This window comes from Streptomyces sp. NBC_01317 (assembly GCF_035961655.1).
Lineage (GTDB): Bacteria > Actinomycetota > Actinomycetes > Streptomycetales > Streptomycetaceae > Streptomyces.
In genome coordinates, this window is the sequence record NZ_CP108393.1 from 1,535,586 (window position 1) to 1,549,707 (window position 14,122).

Sequence of the window (14,122 nt, forward strand, 5' to 3'; positions counted from 1 at the left end):
GGGCCCTCCCCCCGGGTGGGCGTCGGTGGCGGGCGCTCACGCGACGATTCCCACGCTGAACGGATTGTGCGGGGTGCCGCCGAGCAGATGGGCGCCGGCGGACTGGAGCACCTGGTCCTGGGCGATCACGTGCTGGCGCATCGTCGTCAGGTCGCGCAGCCAGCGGTCCAGCGGTGAAGGGCGGTAGATCGCGGTGCTCGCCACCAGGTCGTAGAGGCGGGCGACGATGGTGCGGGCCACGCGGAAGGCGTTGACACGGGCCAGTACGGTGTCCACCCGCTCGTCGCGTCCGAGCGCGCCGGGTTCGGCGAGTATCTGGAGTTGGCGGCGTAGGCTGCCGTAGACGGCGTAGCGGGCGGCTCCCAGTTCCATCTCCGACTCCGCGACCGCCAGTTGCACCCGGTAGGTGTCGGCCCACGGGGTAGCGGCGGCGCGGTCCACCCGGTCCACGGCCAGTTCCCGTACGTAGTCGAGGGCGGCACGGGCCACACCGAGCGGCACACCGGGCATGTTGCGCAGGATCGCGTCCGGTGTGGAGGAGGCGCTGTGGGTCCGGGGCTGGCTCAGGCTGAAGGAGTGGTTCTCCGGTACGAAGAGGTTGTCGGCCTGGTAGTCGCGGCTTCCGCTGCCGGCCAGCCCGGTGGTGTGCCAGGTGTCGATGACTTCGAAATGCTCGCGGGGTGCGAGCATGATGCGCCAGTGCTGGGGCCCGCCGTCCGGCGCGGCTTCGGGCTCGCCGTCGCGGTGGACGAAGCAGCCGGCCACCACCCAGTCGGCGTGGGTGATGCCGCTGCCGAACTGCCAGCGTCCGGTGACCCGGTAGCCGCCGGGGACGCGCTCGGCGCGGCCCAGCGGAAGGATCAGGCCGGCGGTGATGGCGTCCGGGTCACGGAGTTCGTCGCGCGCGACGGACTCGGGGAGGAACTGTGCGTACAACGGGGTGTCCATGCCGATCATCGCGCACCAGGCGGCGGAGGCGTCCCCGCGTGCGAGAGTCTCCACCACTTCGGTCTGTTGCATGGGGTCGAGCCCCGGTCCGCCTTGCGCGGTGGGCACCCCCACGCGGAACACGCCGGCGTCACGCAGCTGTTCGACCAGTGTGGCGGGCAGGTGGCGGGCGCGCTCGATCTCGTCCGACGCACCGCGCAGCACGGGGACAAGGTTCTGGGCTCTGCGGAGCACCTCCTCCGGTGTGGTCGGCCTGGCCTGGGTGGGGTAGGGGGCGCGTTCGGTTTGTGAAGTGGCCATCTCGTCTGTTCGCCTCTTATCTGACGTGTGGGTGGGTTCGCGGGCGGGGATGTGGTGCGGTGTGGTGTCCCGGCCGATACGCCGAGGGCTGTCCCGTCATTCCGGTGGCTGGGTGGGTCGGTGTGCGGCGGCAGGGGAAGGAGATGCCCCCTGCCGTTCGGGTCACCGGGGTGCCCCGGCCGACGGCGCGCGCGCCCCGGCGACAAGGGGGGCGGCCCTCAGGCGTAACGTCCGGGCGCGATGGCGTTGTTGGGATCCAGTACGCTCTTGAGACGCCGTGTCAGGGCCAGGGCACCGGAGTCGGTGGCGAAGCTCTCATAACGGTGGGCGTGTTCGATGTCCAGTCGGTACGGTACGAAGCCGGCCTCGGCGTAGGACGTGTAGAGCAGGTCGAGGGCGCGGTGGGCCCGTTCGGCGTCCTCCTCGTCGCGGGAGAACTTGACGGCGACCACGCAGTCGATGAGGTCGGGACCGAGGATGTGCAGGGTCGCGGAGGCGCGCACCGCGGTCGCGGCGGCCACCCGCCGCAGCAGCCCGTCCGCCCTGGCGACGGCCTCCCCGGTGAACGGCAGCAGCGGAAGGAAGAAGAGGAACCCCGCCTGCTCGTCGACCTCCTGCGCCGCCACTCCCATCTTCGCCCGGAAGAGGGTGTCCGTGACGTCCGGGTCACCGGCGTACCCTCGTTCCACCAGCCCGGCCACCTCGTGGTGCGGGAAGCCCGGGTCGGCGGCGTCGGAATCGGATGCCTGGGTGAACAGCCCCGAGCGGCGCGCCTCGGCGAGGAGGACACCACTGAGCGCTTCGACGACCTCGGCGGTGCCGTCGACCGGCAGGTGTACCAGAAACTCGTCCTCCGCGCCGCCGTAGGCGCGCCCGGCGGCAGCGTCGTAGATCCGGGGGACGCCCTTGGTCAACCCTTGGGCGACCCAGCGGCGTATCGCGTCGGTGGCGTCGGCGAGCACCGGGCGGGGAAAGGACAGGCGCACCACACGGAGTGCCTCGGGCCGGGGCAGGAGCCGTATCACACCGGCGGTGACCGCTCCGAGGTTGGACTGGACGAATAGCGGAAGCGTCGAGGGGCCGAGCCCGTGGGGGTAGACCGGCGCCGTCCGGTCGTCGGTCGGCCACCAGCCCACCCTGACCAACTCGCCGTCAGGAAGCGCCACTTCCAGGCCGACGAGGTCGTGGGTGCGCTGGTTGCGCAGGCCCACCCCGCGGTCGAGCGCATTGCCGAGGATGCTGGTGGAGGCGGCGGAGACGGTCACGTTGACCAGCCGTGTGGAGCCTGCGAGCAGTTGGGAGAGCCCGCCTTGTGTGACCCCGGGCTCGATGACGGCCCAGCCCGCCTCCAGGTCGAGTCCGCGGACACGGTTGAGGTCACCCAGGTCCAGGACCACCACGTCGTCCTGGACCGGCTCGCGGGAGCCGAGGCCCCAGTTGCGGCCGGTGCTGATGACGTGGAGGCTGCCGGAATCGGGGTCCCTGCCGAAGAGTTCGACGACACGGCGTGCCTGGTCAGTGGTCGCCGGCCGGATGACGGCGGCGACACGCCGTGAGCGGAAGAGGCTTGTGTTCGGGCCCAGTGGGCTTCCGGGCCCGTCGCCGGGTGCCGGGCGCAGGACCCGCTCCTCACCGACGATCCGCGAGGCTTCGGCGAGGGTCTTGTACGGCGGGGCGGGCCGGGGCGCGTGCGGTGCGCCGGGACGGCCGTCGGCCGCCGTGGGCCGTTCGGGCATGGTGGTCTCCCTTGGACTGGCTGTGGTCGGACGCGCGGGGACGGACGGCTGCCTGGCAGGCTCCGGGGTCTGTCCGGCGGATCTCCGTGGATCAGGCTCGCGGCCTCCGGTGCCGTACCTGGCGGGGCGGTACCGGCCTTGTACGGGCGTACGAGGCCGGTCCGGTGAGGTGAAGGAGTGCGGCGCGTCGCTGGTCCGCGCCGATCCGCGGGACAAGGGGCTCGGGGGCGCGGGACACGGCCTAGTTGGCGGTTGCGGACCTGAGCGCGCCGTGGAGGAACACCAGCGGATCCCCTGGCGCGCGTACCCCTGTGGCAAGGACCCTGCCGATCACCATCAGGTGGTCCCCGGCAGTGAATGAATCGGCGAGCGCGCACTCCAGCCACCCGAGGCCGTCGAAGATCAGAGCACCCGTGTGCTCTCCGCGGTCGGCGGGCAGCGCCTCGAGAGCCTCGACCCGGTTCTGCCTGGGGCGTGCCAGTTGCCCCGCGGTCTTCGCGCCGTCCGCTCCCAGGATGGAGACCGCGCACACCCCGGCCACCAGCATGTCGGCCAGGAAGACCGACTCCTGGCGCAGGCAGAACGAGATGAGCGGAGGGTCGTACGACACGGGGGCGAGAGAGTTCACGGTGACGGCGTCGTGGCGTCGGCCGCCGGGCGCGCCCGCCTCGGCGAGATGGGTGCTGACCACGCCGACGCCGGTGGCGAAGTGCCGCATCGCCGTTCGCAGATCGAGTTCCACGGCTCTCCTCGTGTGCTGGACGTTGAGGCGGCCGCCCCTGTCCGGGCCGTTCCGGGGCCGCTGACAAGACGTTAACCACCGGGGCACGGACACTGTGTCGTCCCCGCGCACCCGCTCTGTCGCGTTCGCGTAGCCGGAGTGCGCGGATGCGGCACACGCCGTGCGTGGACGCCGCAGAACATGCCCCGGTTTCTGGCCAGACTTCGACGGTCATGGACGGAACGCCGTCCGGCAGAAGGGGGCTCTCAGTGATGCTGCCAGGGTTCGGAGGTGTCGTGGCAGAGTCCTTATCGGCCGCGCCCGCCCATCGGCGACGGCCCGTTCCGGTGCCGCCGCGCTCCTCCGGGCGGGCCGCTCTCCGCGGCAGGGAAGGCGGGGCCGCGTGATCCGCACAGCCGCTGTGGTGGGGACGGGATTCATCGGCACCTCGGCGGCACTGGCGCTGAGCCGGCGCGGTGTTCAGGTGTATCTGCTGGACGCCGACGAGTCGGCGGCGCGGGTCGCCGCCGCGCTTGGCGCAGGCACCTTCGGACCGCCCGGCCAACGCGTCGACCTGGCGGTGCTCGCGGTCCCGCCCGCCTGGGTCGCCCAGGTACTGGCGGAACAGCAGCACCGCGCGCTGGCGCACAGCTACACCGATGTGGCCAGCGTCAAATCGGCCACCGCACTGGCCATCACACGCGGCGCGGCAGATCACACCAGCTATGTCGGCGGTCATCCGCTGGCCGGCAGCGAGCACTCCGGCCCCTTGACCGCCCGTGCCGACCTGTTCGAGGGCCGCCCTTGGGTACTCACCCCCGGCATCGAAACCTCTCCGGCCGCCCTCAACCGGACGCTGGCCGCCGTCGCACTGTGCGGCGCGACCCCCCTGGTCATGGAACCAGCTGCCCACGACCGCACCGTGGCCCTGGTCTCCCACGCCCCTCACCTGGTTGCTTCCCTGATGGCGGCCAGGCTTCAGGGCGCGCCACCCGAAGTGCTGAGACTGGTCGGGCAGGGGCTCCGGGACGCGACCCGGATCGCGGGCGGCGACCCCGGGCTGTGGAGCGACATCATCCGCTCCAACGCGCTCGCGATCGGGGAGACGTTGAGAGAACTGATGAAGGACCTGGAGACGGTCGTGGGCGCGCTGCGCGACATCGAGATGTCCGGCTCACAGGTCCGGACGGACGCCTCGGCGGCGCTCGGTGAGCTGCTGGCCCGGGGTCAGGACGGCTGGGCCACTGTGCACGGCCGGGGCCACCCCACGCCTGCCGGGCACCTGACGCTCCAGATCGCGGTGGCCGACCTGCCGGGTGAGTTGGGGCGGCTGCTCCTCGCGGCGGCGGAAATCGGCGTCGACGTGGAAGACGTACAGCTGTGCGGGCCCGGTGACGCGGCGGGACTGGCGGTGCGGATAGCCGCGACTCCCGTCACGGCCGAGTCGATCCGCCATCGGCTGGCCGACGGCGGCTGGCACGTGTCGGTGGTCGACCCGGGCCTGGCCACCGCCCACCCGGCCTGAGGCCCGGGACACGTCCCGGGCAGGGCCCGTCCCGCCGAGGGGCGGCCGGGTCCCGCCGTACCCCCGCGCCCAGCTGCCTTCTGCGAGAACCGGTACCGGATTCCATGAGCCGGAAAGGCCCCGGGGCCGAACTGCGCCGAGGGCGGGGCGAGTTCGCCAGGGCTCCGGGAGACCGGTCCACGGAGATACGTGCGCCGGCGTCGGAATAGCCTCCCGGGCCCCCGAGTTGATGACGGTATGGCTGAGCAGAAGAATGCCCCCGTCCGGGGCTCCGCGCGGGGAACCGCGCCCGTACCGTTGTCCGTGCTGGACTTAGCCGCTGTGGGAGAGGGATACACCGCACGCGAAGCGCTGAACACATCCGTGCGGCTGGCTCGCTTGGCGGAGTCGCGCGGTTTCCACCGCTACTGGGTCGCCGAGCATCACTCCATGCCGGGGATCTCCAGCAGCAGTCCGGCGGTGATCCTGGCTCATCTGGCGGCGCATACCGAGCGTATCCGGCTGGGATCCGGTGGCGTGATGCTGCCCAACCACGCTCCGCTGGTGGTCGCCGAGCAGTTCGGAACCCTGGAGGCCCTCGCCCCGGGACGCGTGGACCTCGGCCTGGGGCGTGCGCCTGGCACGGACGGTGCCACCGCGGCGGCGCTGAGGCGTACCGACAAGCCCGCAGCGGCGGGGGACGCCTTCGGGGGAGAGGTGGAGGAGCTGATCCGCTTTCTCGACAACGACTTTCCCGACGGGCACCCCTACCAGCGAATCCACGCGATTCCCGGTCCTGTGCAGGGCCCCACGGAGCGGCCGCAGGTGTGGCTGCTCGGCTCGTCCGGCTTCTCCGCCCGCCTTGCCGCGGAATGGGGACTCCCGTTCGCCTTCGCCCATCACTTCTCGGCACAGAACACGCTCCCGGCACTCGACCTCTACCGCACGGCGTTCCGCCCTTCCGCCACGCTGGCGGAGCCGTACGCCGTGATCGGCGTTTTCGCGTTCGCCGCGGAGGACCCTGAGACGGCGAGGCGGGAGGCGCTCACCGGCGCGCTGGCGACGGTGCGACTGCGCAGCGGACGACCGGGCCTGATCCCGACGGCCGAAGAGGCCGCGGCACATGCTTTCTCCGCACAGGAACAGGGTGCTCTGGGCAGTTGGCTTGACAATGCCCTGTACGGAACGGCGGACGAGGTCCGCGCGGGCCTGGACGAGTTGCAGAAGCGGACGGGCGCGGACGAACTGATGCTTGCCATGAACTCACACGGGACCGAAGCGCGAGTGCGTTCCTACCAGTTGATCGCCGACGCGTACGCGCTGCCGGGCGGTGACGCCGGACCGCGGTAACGGCTGCCCCCTCGGGGGCTCCACCGCGCGCGGAGGTTGGTTCTCCGGTCTGCCGTCCGTGTCATGCGGTGGAATTTCGCCGGGCGTTCACCTGACGAAATCGAGGCGGCGCGCAAGGACTGGACGGATTGATTCCGCCGCGGTCCGCTGTGTGGCCTTCGCCGTGCCCCCTCATCCGGGTTGGGTTCCGGTGGTCGTTACAACACCCCAGCCCGGGGGATGCGATGGGCTTCGAGATCCGCAAGGACCGTGAGCGTCAGGACAGCCGGACCCTGGTCCGTGAGCGGGAGGAATACCACCGGCTCATGGACCAGGGCGTAAGCAGTCGGCAAATCCGGCGGCGGCCCGATACCGCAGGCCCGGCCGGCTCCGTCGCCAGAGGAAGCGGCCGGGTCACGTGCCTCAGTCACCGCCCGAGCTCGACGAGCAGCCGGGGGGGGCGCGCGAGGTCTGGCCGAGTACGGACAGGGCACCGTGTGACCACATGAGTGAGCCCCGCCGAGCTCCTCACGCCCCGCACGGTCTCACATCCCGCGGATCACGCGGATGGCCGGTGGGGCCGCCGCGCCCGCCACCTCGTTCTGTGAAAAACTTGCCAGGGAGGTAGGCGCATGCTTCACGCATGGGATCGTGACCACGTCCTGGCCGCGCTGCTGCTCGCCTTCATCGCTCTCATCGCCTTCCTCCAGCTGGCGGTGGATCCGGGTCTCTTCCCGTGGGCGGGATATTCGGTCCTCGCCGAGCTGATCGCCAGCGCCCTCCTCCCCCTTCGGCTGACCTTCGTCGTCGGGGTGGCCGACCTGGGCGCGGTGGCCGGTGTCTACGGGGCAGGCGTCCAGGGAGTCGCCACACGCGACCGCTTCATCACCGTTCTCGCGGTGTTCCTCGCGTTTGTCGTCAGCCTGTTCGTCTGCCGCCTCCGCGAGAAACGGGACAGACGCCTCCGGAACCTGACGATCTCCAGAGCCCGGTTGCGCCTGCTCAGTGAGGCCGGGCGCCGGGTCGGAAGCACGCTGGACGTCTCCCGTACGGCCGCCGAACTGGCCGATGTGGCCGTGGTCGACTTCGCCGATCTGGTCCGGGTCGATCTTGTCGCCACCCGGGAACCCTTCGCGGCGCCCACGACCGGCGCGCAACGGGTCTTTCCGGCCGCGTCGCGGGCCGGCCCGTCGGCCGGGCCGGGAGGTCCGCCGGGCCCCGGGGACCCGATGACGTACCGGGAGTCGTCCGGTCCCGCCACCTGCCTGGCCACCGGCGGCTCCGTCCTCAGCCAGGATCCCGCGACCACGGCGACCTGGTTCACCCCGGGTGCGGCAGAGCCGGCGGAGGCCGGCGAGGCGGGTCCGGCGTCCGCCATGGCCGTCGCCCTGCGTGCCCGCCGCGGCACCCTGGGTGTGGTCGTCTTCGGCCGCCTCGGCACACGACCCCCCTTCGACGAGGACGACGTCCTCCTCGCCAAGGAGATCGCCTCGCGGGCCGCCGTCTGCATCGACAACGCGCGCCGCTACACCCGCGAGCGGGAGACCGCCCTGGCGCTGCAACGCAGTCTCCTGCCGCAGGAGATGCCGAGCCTCATGGCCGTGGAGACCCACTCCCGCTACCTGCCCGCCGACTCCGCGGCCGGGGTGGGGGGCGACTGGTTCGACGTCATCCCGCTGTCCGGGGCCCGGGTCGCCCTGATCGTCGGGGACGTCGCGGGGCACGGCATCCAGGCCTCGGCGACCATGGGGCGCCTGCGCACCGCCGTACGGACCCTCGCCGACATCGAGCTGACCCCCGACGAACTCCTCACCCGCCTCGACGGCATCGTGCTGCACCGGACGGCGGGCGTCCGCAACGAGATCGCCGACACGGACCTCAGTGCCACGTGCCTGTACGCGGTCTACGACCCCGTGACCTGCGAGTGCACCGTGGCCCGGGCGGGCCACGCGCCGCCCGTGGTGCGCTACCCCGACGGCACCGTCGACCTCCTGGACGCCCCCGCGGGACCGCCGCTCGGCGTCGGAGGACTGCCCTTCGAGTCGGCCACGGCGCACGTCCCGGAGGGCAGCCTCGTCGTCCTCTACACCGACGGTCTGATCGAGTCCTACGACCACGACATCGACGAGGGCCTGGACCTCCTCCGCGCGGCTCTGCGCGGCACCAACCCCTCCATGAGCGACGCGGCCGACCACATCCTCCGCTCGCTGCTCCCCAACCCGCCGAGGGACGACGTGGCGCTGCTCATCGCCCGTACCGGCGCGCTGGGCGCCGACCAGGTCGCGGGGTGGCAACTGCCCAGCGCCCCCGCCGCGGTGGCACAGGCGCGGAAGTACGCCACCGACCAGCTCACCGCCTGGGACATGAGTGAGGACGTCGAGTTCGCCGCGGAACTCATCGTCAGCGAACTCGTCACCAACGCCGTGCGCTACGCCACCGGCCCCATCTCCCTCCGTCTGATCAACGGGGACAGCCTGATCTGCGAGGTCTCGGACGGCAGCAACACCTCCCCCCATCTGCGGCTGGCCTCGGCACTCGACGAAGGCGGCCGGGGACTGTTCCTCATCGCCAGGACCAGCGAACGCTGGGGGACCCGCCGGACCAGCGCGGGAAAGACCATCTGGGCCGAACTGAGCCTCTCCTGACCCACGATCCTCCCTCGTGATCCCCCCTCCGGGTCACGCGTTGTGGCGCGTCCGCGGCCGTGCCACCGGTCTGTCCCATTGGTCGCCCAGGACCAGGAGCGGGTCGAACATGACGATGACGGCCGCCAGGAGGAGGAAGACCACAGGCCCCAGGAGCACCGGGAGGATGAACGAGGCCGGGAAGTCGGAGCCCGACGAGCTCGCGGCGCTCTGGACGTGTACCGTCACCGCCGCCATGCCGATGTAGTGCATCCCGGTGACGGCGATCCCCATGACGACGCTCGCGCCCAGGCTCGCGAAGAAGCCGTGGATGGAGACCGCCGCCCAGAGCGCGGCGGTCGCCGCGACCACGGCGACCACGATGGAGGCGGCGACCGTCGGAGCGGCGTACTCCAGATGGCCGGCCAGCCGGATCCCGGCCGTGCCGGTGTAGTGCATCGCCGCGACTCCCAGCCCCGTGACCGTGCCCGCGAGTGCGAGGGTCCACCGGCTGGCGCCCCGGTAGCCGACGACGAATACGCCGATGCCCACCATCACGATCGCCACGAAGAGGCTGAGAATCGTCAGGGTTCCGTCGTAACTGATCGGTGTCTCTTCGACGTTGAAGCCGATCATGGCGATGAAGTGCATGGTCCAGATACCGGAACCGATGGCCCCGGCCCCCAGGGCCAGCCAGCCGGCCTTCCAGGAGTGTTCGGCTCGCAGCGAGCGTGTGGTGCAGCGCAGGCCGAGAGCCGCGCCGAGACATGCCATGAGGTAGGCAGCGATGGGTGTGATGAGTCCGTAGTGGAATCCGTCGACGGTGCCGCGCATCAGTAGGACGACCTTTTGGCTCAGGAAGTGGGTACTGGGGCGTGGGGGGCGACGTGATTATGGGCTGTACGACGGCGGTCCGGACCGATTCGTACGGTCTCGTCTTCTTAACGAAGTTGGCTGGGAACAGTCGGAGGCGGTGGCCGGAAGCCTCAGGAGCACTGCCTGGTGTCGTACGTGAAGGTCTTTGGATCCACGCCGATGAACTCGCCGCCGCCGCTCGGGCAGACGGCCGCGACGGCGACGCCGCCGAGGTAGACCCGCCCGTAGGAGTCGTACGGATGGGTCCTGCCGGTGTCGCTGGTGTCGGCGGAGAGCCGGAAGGGACGGCCGTTGTCCTTGACGGTCTGGGTCAGGGTCTCGTCGCCGTGGGCGATCTCGAAGTCCAGGTTGTACTCGCAGTACTGCCGCTGTGTGTACGCCAGGACGATCACGGTCACCTGCTCGCCCTGCTTCAGGGAGATGGAGTTGTGTTCGAAGTAGTCGCCCTCCTCGGCGTCGGGATCGCTGCTCTGTACGACCGGGAACCGCTGGTCGAGGTCGACCCTCAGCATGACCGTGTCGTCCTGACCCGCGTCGGGATTGTCGAAGAGGGTCCCGGCGAGCGGTTCCCGGCAGGTCTTGTCGAGGGTGAGGCCCACGATGCGCACCGAGCGGTCGGAGTTGCCCTCCAGGAGGACCTGATCCGCGCGCAGTCCGACGGGAACGGCGTCGCGCTCCAGGAACCAGTCGTCGTAGCGCGTCTGGTTGCCGATGTCACCGATCTCTCGCAGTTCCGCGGCGGAGAGTTCTCGTACGTCGGGGAACGCCCAGCTGTTGCTGCCCGTGTTCAGCGAGTTCACCGAGATCACTTTGACCGGTGAGCCCACGCTTTCCTTGCCCTCGACGCCGACCGCGCGGTCCTTGATCCGCGCGCTGTCGGCGATTTTCCTCGGTGGGTCCGACCATGGCCGCGTCACGGCCAGGAGCACCGCTGTGGCCGTCACCACGGCCGCCAGGGCGGTCAGTACGAAGCGCCTGCGGGCCCGGCCCCGGCGTACGGGGGGCGCGGGGATCACGGGGGCGGGGGTGATGTCCCCCTGGGGCGGCGGTGCGGGCGCGTCGTAGTCGTACAGGGTGTGCAGGAACTCCGTCAGAAGGCGCTGCTTGTGCACTCTGCGGCGGATGGTGTCGGCCAGGACCGGTGGCTCCAGCCAGCTCCCCGCCAGCCCCCGCCGGACCTCCTTGCTCGCGGCAGGGCGGCCGCCGGGGTCCGGCCGCCCCGTGGGACCCCAGGTCACCAGACCGAACAGGGCTCCCACGGCCAGGGTGTCGCGCGCGACGGAGTCTCCCGCGTTCGCGCTGTACGCGGACTGGGCACGCTCCATGATTTCCCGGAAGAGGTCATGGACGGCGCGGGCGCGTGTGGCGGGCGTGTCCGGCGAGGGAATCCGTGCGGCCGGTAACCACGCCAGCAGGCTGGGGCTTTCTTCGAGGAGGGACCGGGTCGCCTGCTGATCCGCGAGGCGTTCCAGTTCCTTCGCACGGTGCGTGTCGGGATCGGTGGACGACACGTGACCCTCCCCCAGGTGTCGGACATGCCGGGAGGCTAGCGCAGCCGACCGGTCCCGGTCCGGGAAACGGGACGAAGCACGCTTCTCCCCGTGCCAGTTCGATGCCGGAGTCGGTCCCGCCGCAGGTCAGAGGCGTACCGAAAACCGGTCGGCGCGGTACCGGACGGTGTGCGCGTCCGGCCACAGCCTGGAGTCCGTTCGGTGCTCCGCCCGGGGCACCGGGAGGATTGCCTGGCTGCGTGGAGGCGCACATGCAACACATGGGAGATCTGGAGGCGTTGCTGCCGATCCTTGCCGGATACGGACTGGGCCGCGCCCACCAGTGGTCGCGGGTGTGGCGGACCACACCGCTCCGACGGCGGCTGGAAAGGGCGGTGGACGCTTTCCGCAAGGCCAAGTGAGGGACGAGGGCGCTCTGTTCAGGGACGCGCCGCGCAAGGCTGCGGCTACAGGGACGCCTTGAAGTGTCGCGGCGCGTCCAGGACGCGGCTCACGGTTCCATCTGCGCCGCCGTGGGCGTCTGCCCGTCGCGTACCGGCATGCGCACCTCGCGCAGCCCCGCCTATCGTGGGCCGATGCGCGCACACCCCATCGACCGCCCGGCCGATCTCCACACGGTCCGTGAGTCCTACGACCAAGTGGCGGACAACTACGTCCACATGGTGCTGACAACGGGGATCGGTGACATCCGCGGACATCCCTGGCTCAAGGCGTCGATCGACGCCTTCGCCGACACCGTGAGCGGGCTCGGACCCGTTCTGGACGTCGGCTGCGGACCCGGAACGGTGACCGGCTACCTCGCCGAACGCGGACTCGACGTCTCCGGGGTCGACCTCTCCCCCCGCATGATCGAGAACGCGCGACGCCTCTATCCCCAGTGCCGCTTCGACGTCGCCTCCGCCACCGAACTCGACCTCGGCGAAGCGTCCCTGGGCGGCGTGCTCGGGTGGTGGTCCCTGTTCAACCTCCCCCGCGACGTCCTCCCCCAGGTCCTCGCCCACTTCGCCCGCGCCCTGAAGCCGGGCGGCCACTTCATCACCGCGACGCACGTCGGCGACGAGGACGCGCTGCGGACCGAGGCCTACGGAGGCGTACCGGTCCGCTGGACGACCCACAAATGGCGCCCGGAACAACTCGTGTCCCTGATCGAACAGGCCGGCCTCCACCCGGTCGCCGAACTCCGCCTCCCCGCCGACGAGCACACGGGCCCGGGCGTGGTCGTCATGGCCAAGCGAACCCCTCCCGCTCCGCACGCTGCCGCAGCCGCTGCCGCGCCCAGGTGACGAAGGGCGGAAAACCGCCGTCCGTCTCGGCCTTGTCGACGAGAGCGGTGACTTCGGCGAGCGGATCGCTGTCGACGCGCAGCACTATCTCGCTCTGTGCCGCACCCCGCAGCCTCACCAACTCGCCGTTCGGATTGCTCCGGGTCTGCTCCAGAAGGGTCCTGCGGTCGAGCAGGCGCGTCACCAGGGGAAGCGTCTCCTCGGCCAGAACGCGGGCCAGTTCACGTCCGCACAGATCCCGCGTCCCCGGTTCCGTGAAAGCCCAGCGGGACCGGAACGGCATCTCCTCCTCGGGCTCGTGGGCGACACCGGGCGGCGGGATCACGGGACAGGTCGCGAGCGCGCCGCCGGCCTCGGGAGCGGGCGGGTTCGCGTACTGCCGATTAAGGAACTCCCAGTAGGGCAGCGGGACGATCCAGAAGGTGACGTCGAAGACGTGCCGAGCCGGGTCGACCGCGTGGGTGTCGAAGTGCATCAGCAGGTGATCGCCATTGGCCCCGGCCAGGCGGAAAGTCCTGCCCTTCTTCGTGAAGCCGGCCGCCTTGGCGACCGGTGCGACATGCCGCGCGATCAGGGTGTCCAGGGGGTTCATGTCCGCCGCTCACCCTCCTCTACGACCGGGCGCAGGCGGGTGAGCAGGTCGCGGTGGCCCGTGGCGGACAGGCCCAGTTGGGTGGCGAGGTCGAGGTCGATCTTGCCTGTCAGGAGGCCGAGGACCGCGCGGGGTGGTCCTTCCAGGGTGAGGTCCGGGTCGGTGGCGCGGCCGAGACGGGTGTGGACGTGGCCGTCCCGCAGCTCGATGACGGCCAGTTCGCCGTCCGCGACGAGCTGGATGACGGCGGGCGGGCCGTCCGGCCGCGCGTCGGTGGTGAACCACGCCGGGGCGTAGGCCAGCCACTGTGCCTGGAACGCGTCGTCGGGGCGTTCGTCGGTCATGAAGCGCAGCCCCCACAGCCCGATCGCCTTGAGGACCGGCTGGAGTGCCAGGCCGGCCTCGGTGAGGTGGTAGAGAGCGGTGGCGACGGGCGGTGGCGCGTCCTCGCGGGTGATCAGCCCTGCCGCTTCGAGTTCCTTGAGGCGGGTCGACAGCAGGTTCGTCGCGATGCCCGGCAGGCCGTTCCTGACGTCCGTGAACCGGCACGGGCCTCGCAGCAGCAGTTCCCGGACGATCAGCAGCGTCCAGCGGTCCCCGATGACGTCGAGACCCCGGGCTATCGAGCAGTACTGGCCATAACTCCGCATGCGCCCAGCGTACGACAGGACGGCGGAATCTAAAGCGAGTGATGGAGA

The 14,122-nt window shown here is 71.0% G+C and carries 12 protein-coding genes; 5 read left to right on the plus strand and 7 right to left on the minus strand.

What is annotated here, in order from left to right; translation table 11 throughout:
• Positions 1-36: 36 nt before the first annotated feature.
• From OG349_RS06505 to OG349_RS06515, 3 genes are all read right to left on the minus strand, one after another.
• Positions 37-1,248 (minus strand): acyl-CoA dehydrogenase family protein, encoded by a 1,212-nt coding sequence (locus OG349_RS06505; RefSeq protein WP_327233679.1) that lies wholly within the window; start codon positions 1,246-1,248, stop codon positions 37-39.
• A 218-nt stretch (positions 1,249-1,466) separates the two neighbouring features.
• Positions 1,467-2,984, minus strand: a complete 1,518-nt coding sequence (locus OG349_RS06510; RefSeq protein WP_327233680.1) for an FAD-binding oxidoreductase — start codon at positions 2,982-2,984, stop codon at positions 1,467-1,469.
• A 241-nt stretch (positions 2,985-3,225) separates the two neighbouring features.
• Entirely contained in the window at positions 3,226-3,726 is a 501-nt protein-coding gene (locus OG349_RS06515) for a flavin reductase family protein (protein WP_327233681.1), read from the minus strand.
• Positions 3,727-4,108: 382 nt separating this feature from the next.
• On the opposite strand from OG349_RS06515, the gene OG349_RS06520 reads away from it, so the two are divergent.
• From OG349_RS06520 to OG349_RS06530, 3 genes are all read left to right on the plus strand, one after another.
• On the plus strand, positions 4,109-5,230 hold the full coding sequence (locus OG349_RS06520; RefSeq protein WP_327233682.1) for a prephenate dehydrogenase: 1,122 nt from the start codon (positions 4,109-4,111) through the stop codon (positions 5,228-5,230).
• Positions 5,231-5,467: 237 nt separating this feature from the next.
• Positions 5,468-6,559, plus strand: coding sequence for an LLM class flavin-dependent oxidoreductase (locus tag OG349_RS06525; protein WP_327233683.1), 1,092 nt, complete (start codon positions 5,468-5,470; stop codon positions 6,557-6,559).
• A gap of 611 nt (positions 6,560-7,170) precedes the next feature.
• Positions 7,171-9,183 carry an ATP-binding SpoIIE family protein phosphatase gene (locus OG349_RS06530; protein WP_327233684.1) on the plus strand — a complete coding sequence of 671 codons (2,013 nt, stop codon included), beginning with the start codon at positions 7,171-7,173 and terminating at the stop codon, positions 9,181-9,183.
• A 33-nt stretch (positions 9,184-9,216) separates the two neighbouring features.
• Here OG349_RS06530 and OG349_RS06535 read toward each other — a convergent pair whose 3' ends face one another.
• Positions 9,217-9,996, minus strand: a complete 780-nt coding sequence (locus tag OG349_RS06535; protein ID WP_327233685.1) for an MHYT domain-containing protein — start codon at positions 9,994-9,996, stop codon at positions 9,217-9,219.
• A 152-nt stretch (positions 9,997-10,148) separates the two neighbouring features.
• Positions 10,149-11,549, minus strand: coding sequence for a hypothetical protein (locus OG349_RS06540; RefSeq protein WP_327233686.1), 1,401 nt, complete (start codon positions 11,547-11,549; stop codon positions 10,149-10,151).
• A gap of 251 nt (positions 11,550-11,800) precedes the next feature.
• Between OG349_RS06540 and OG349_RS06545 the strand changes: the two genes are divergently transcribed.
• Both OG349_RS06545 and OG349_RS06550 read left to right on the plus strand, forming a co-directional pair.
• On the plus strand, positions 11,801-11,950 hold the full coding sequence (locus tag OG349_RS06545; RefSeq protein WP_327233687.1) for a hypothetical protein: 150 nt from the start codon (positions 11,801-11,803) through the stop codon (positions 11,948-11,950).
• A 174-nt stretch (positions 11,951-12,124) separates the two neighbouring features.
• Positions 12,125-12,832, plus strand: coding sequence for a class I SAM-dependent methyltransferase (locus tag OG349_RS06550; protein ID WP_327233688.1), 708 nt, complete (start codon positions 12,125-12,127; stop codon positions 12,830-12,832).
• On the opposite strand, the gene OG349_RS06555 is transcribed toward OG349_RS06550, so the two are convergent.
• Together OG349_RS06555 and OG349_RS06560 are read right to left on the minus strand one after the other, a co-directional pair.
• A complete protein-coding gene (locus OG349_RS06555; RefSeq protein ID WP_327233689.1) occupies positions 12,771-13,424 on the minus strand; it encodes a DUF4304 domain-containing protein in 654 nt (217 codons plus the stop codon). The two genes, OG349_RS06550 and OG349_RS06555, sit on opposite strands and share 62 nt — an antisense overlap.
• Entirely contained in the window at positions 13,421-14,074 is a 654-nt protein-coding gene (locus OG349_RS06560; RefSeq protein WP_327233690.1) for a winged helix-turn-helix transcriptional regulator, read from the minus strand. Before OG349_RS06560 ends, OG349_RS06555 begins: the two co-directional genes overlap by 4 nt.
• Between the last annotated feature and the right edge of the window lie 48 nt (positions 14,075-14,122).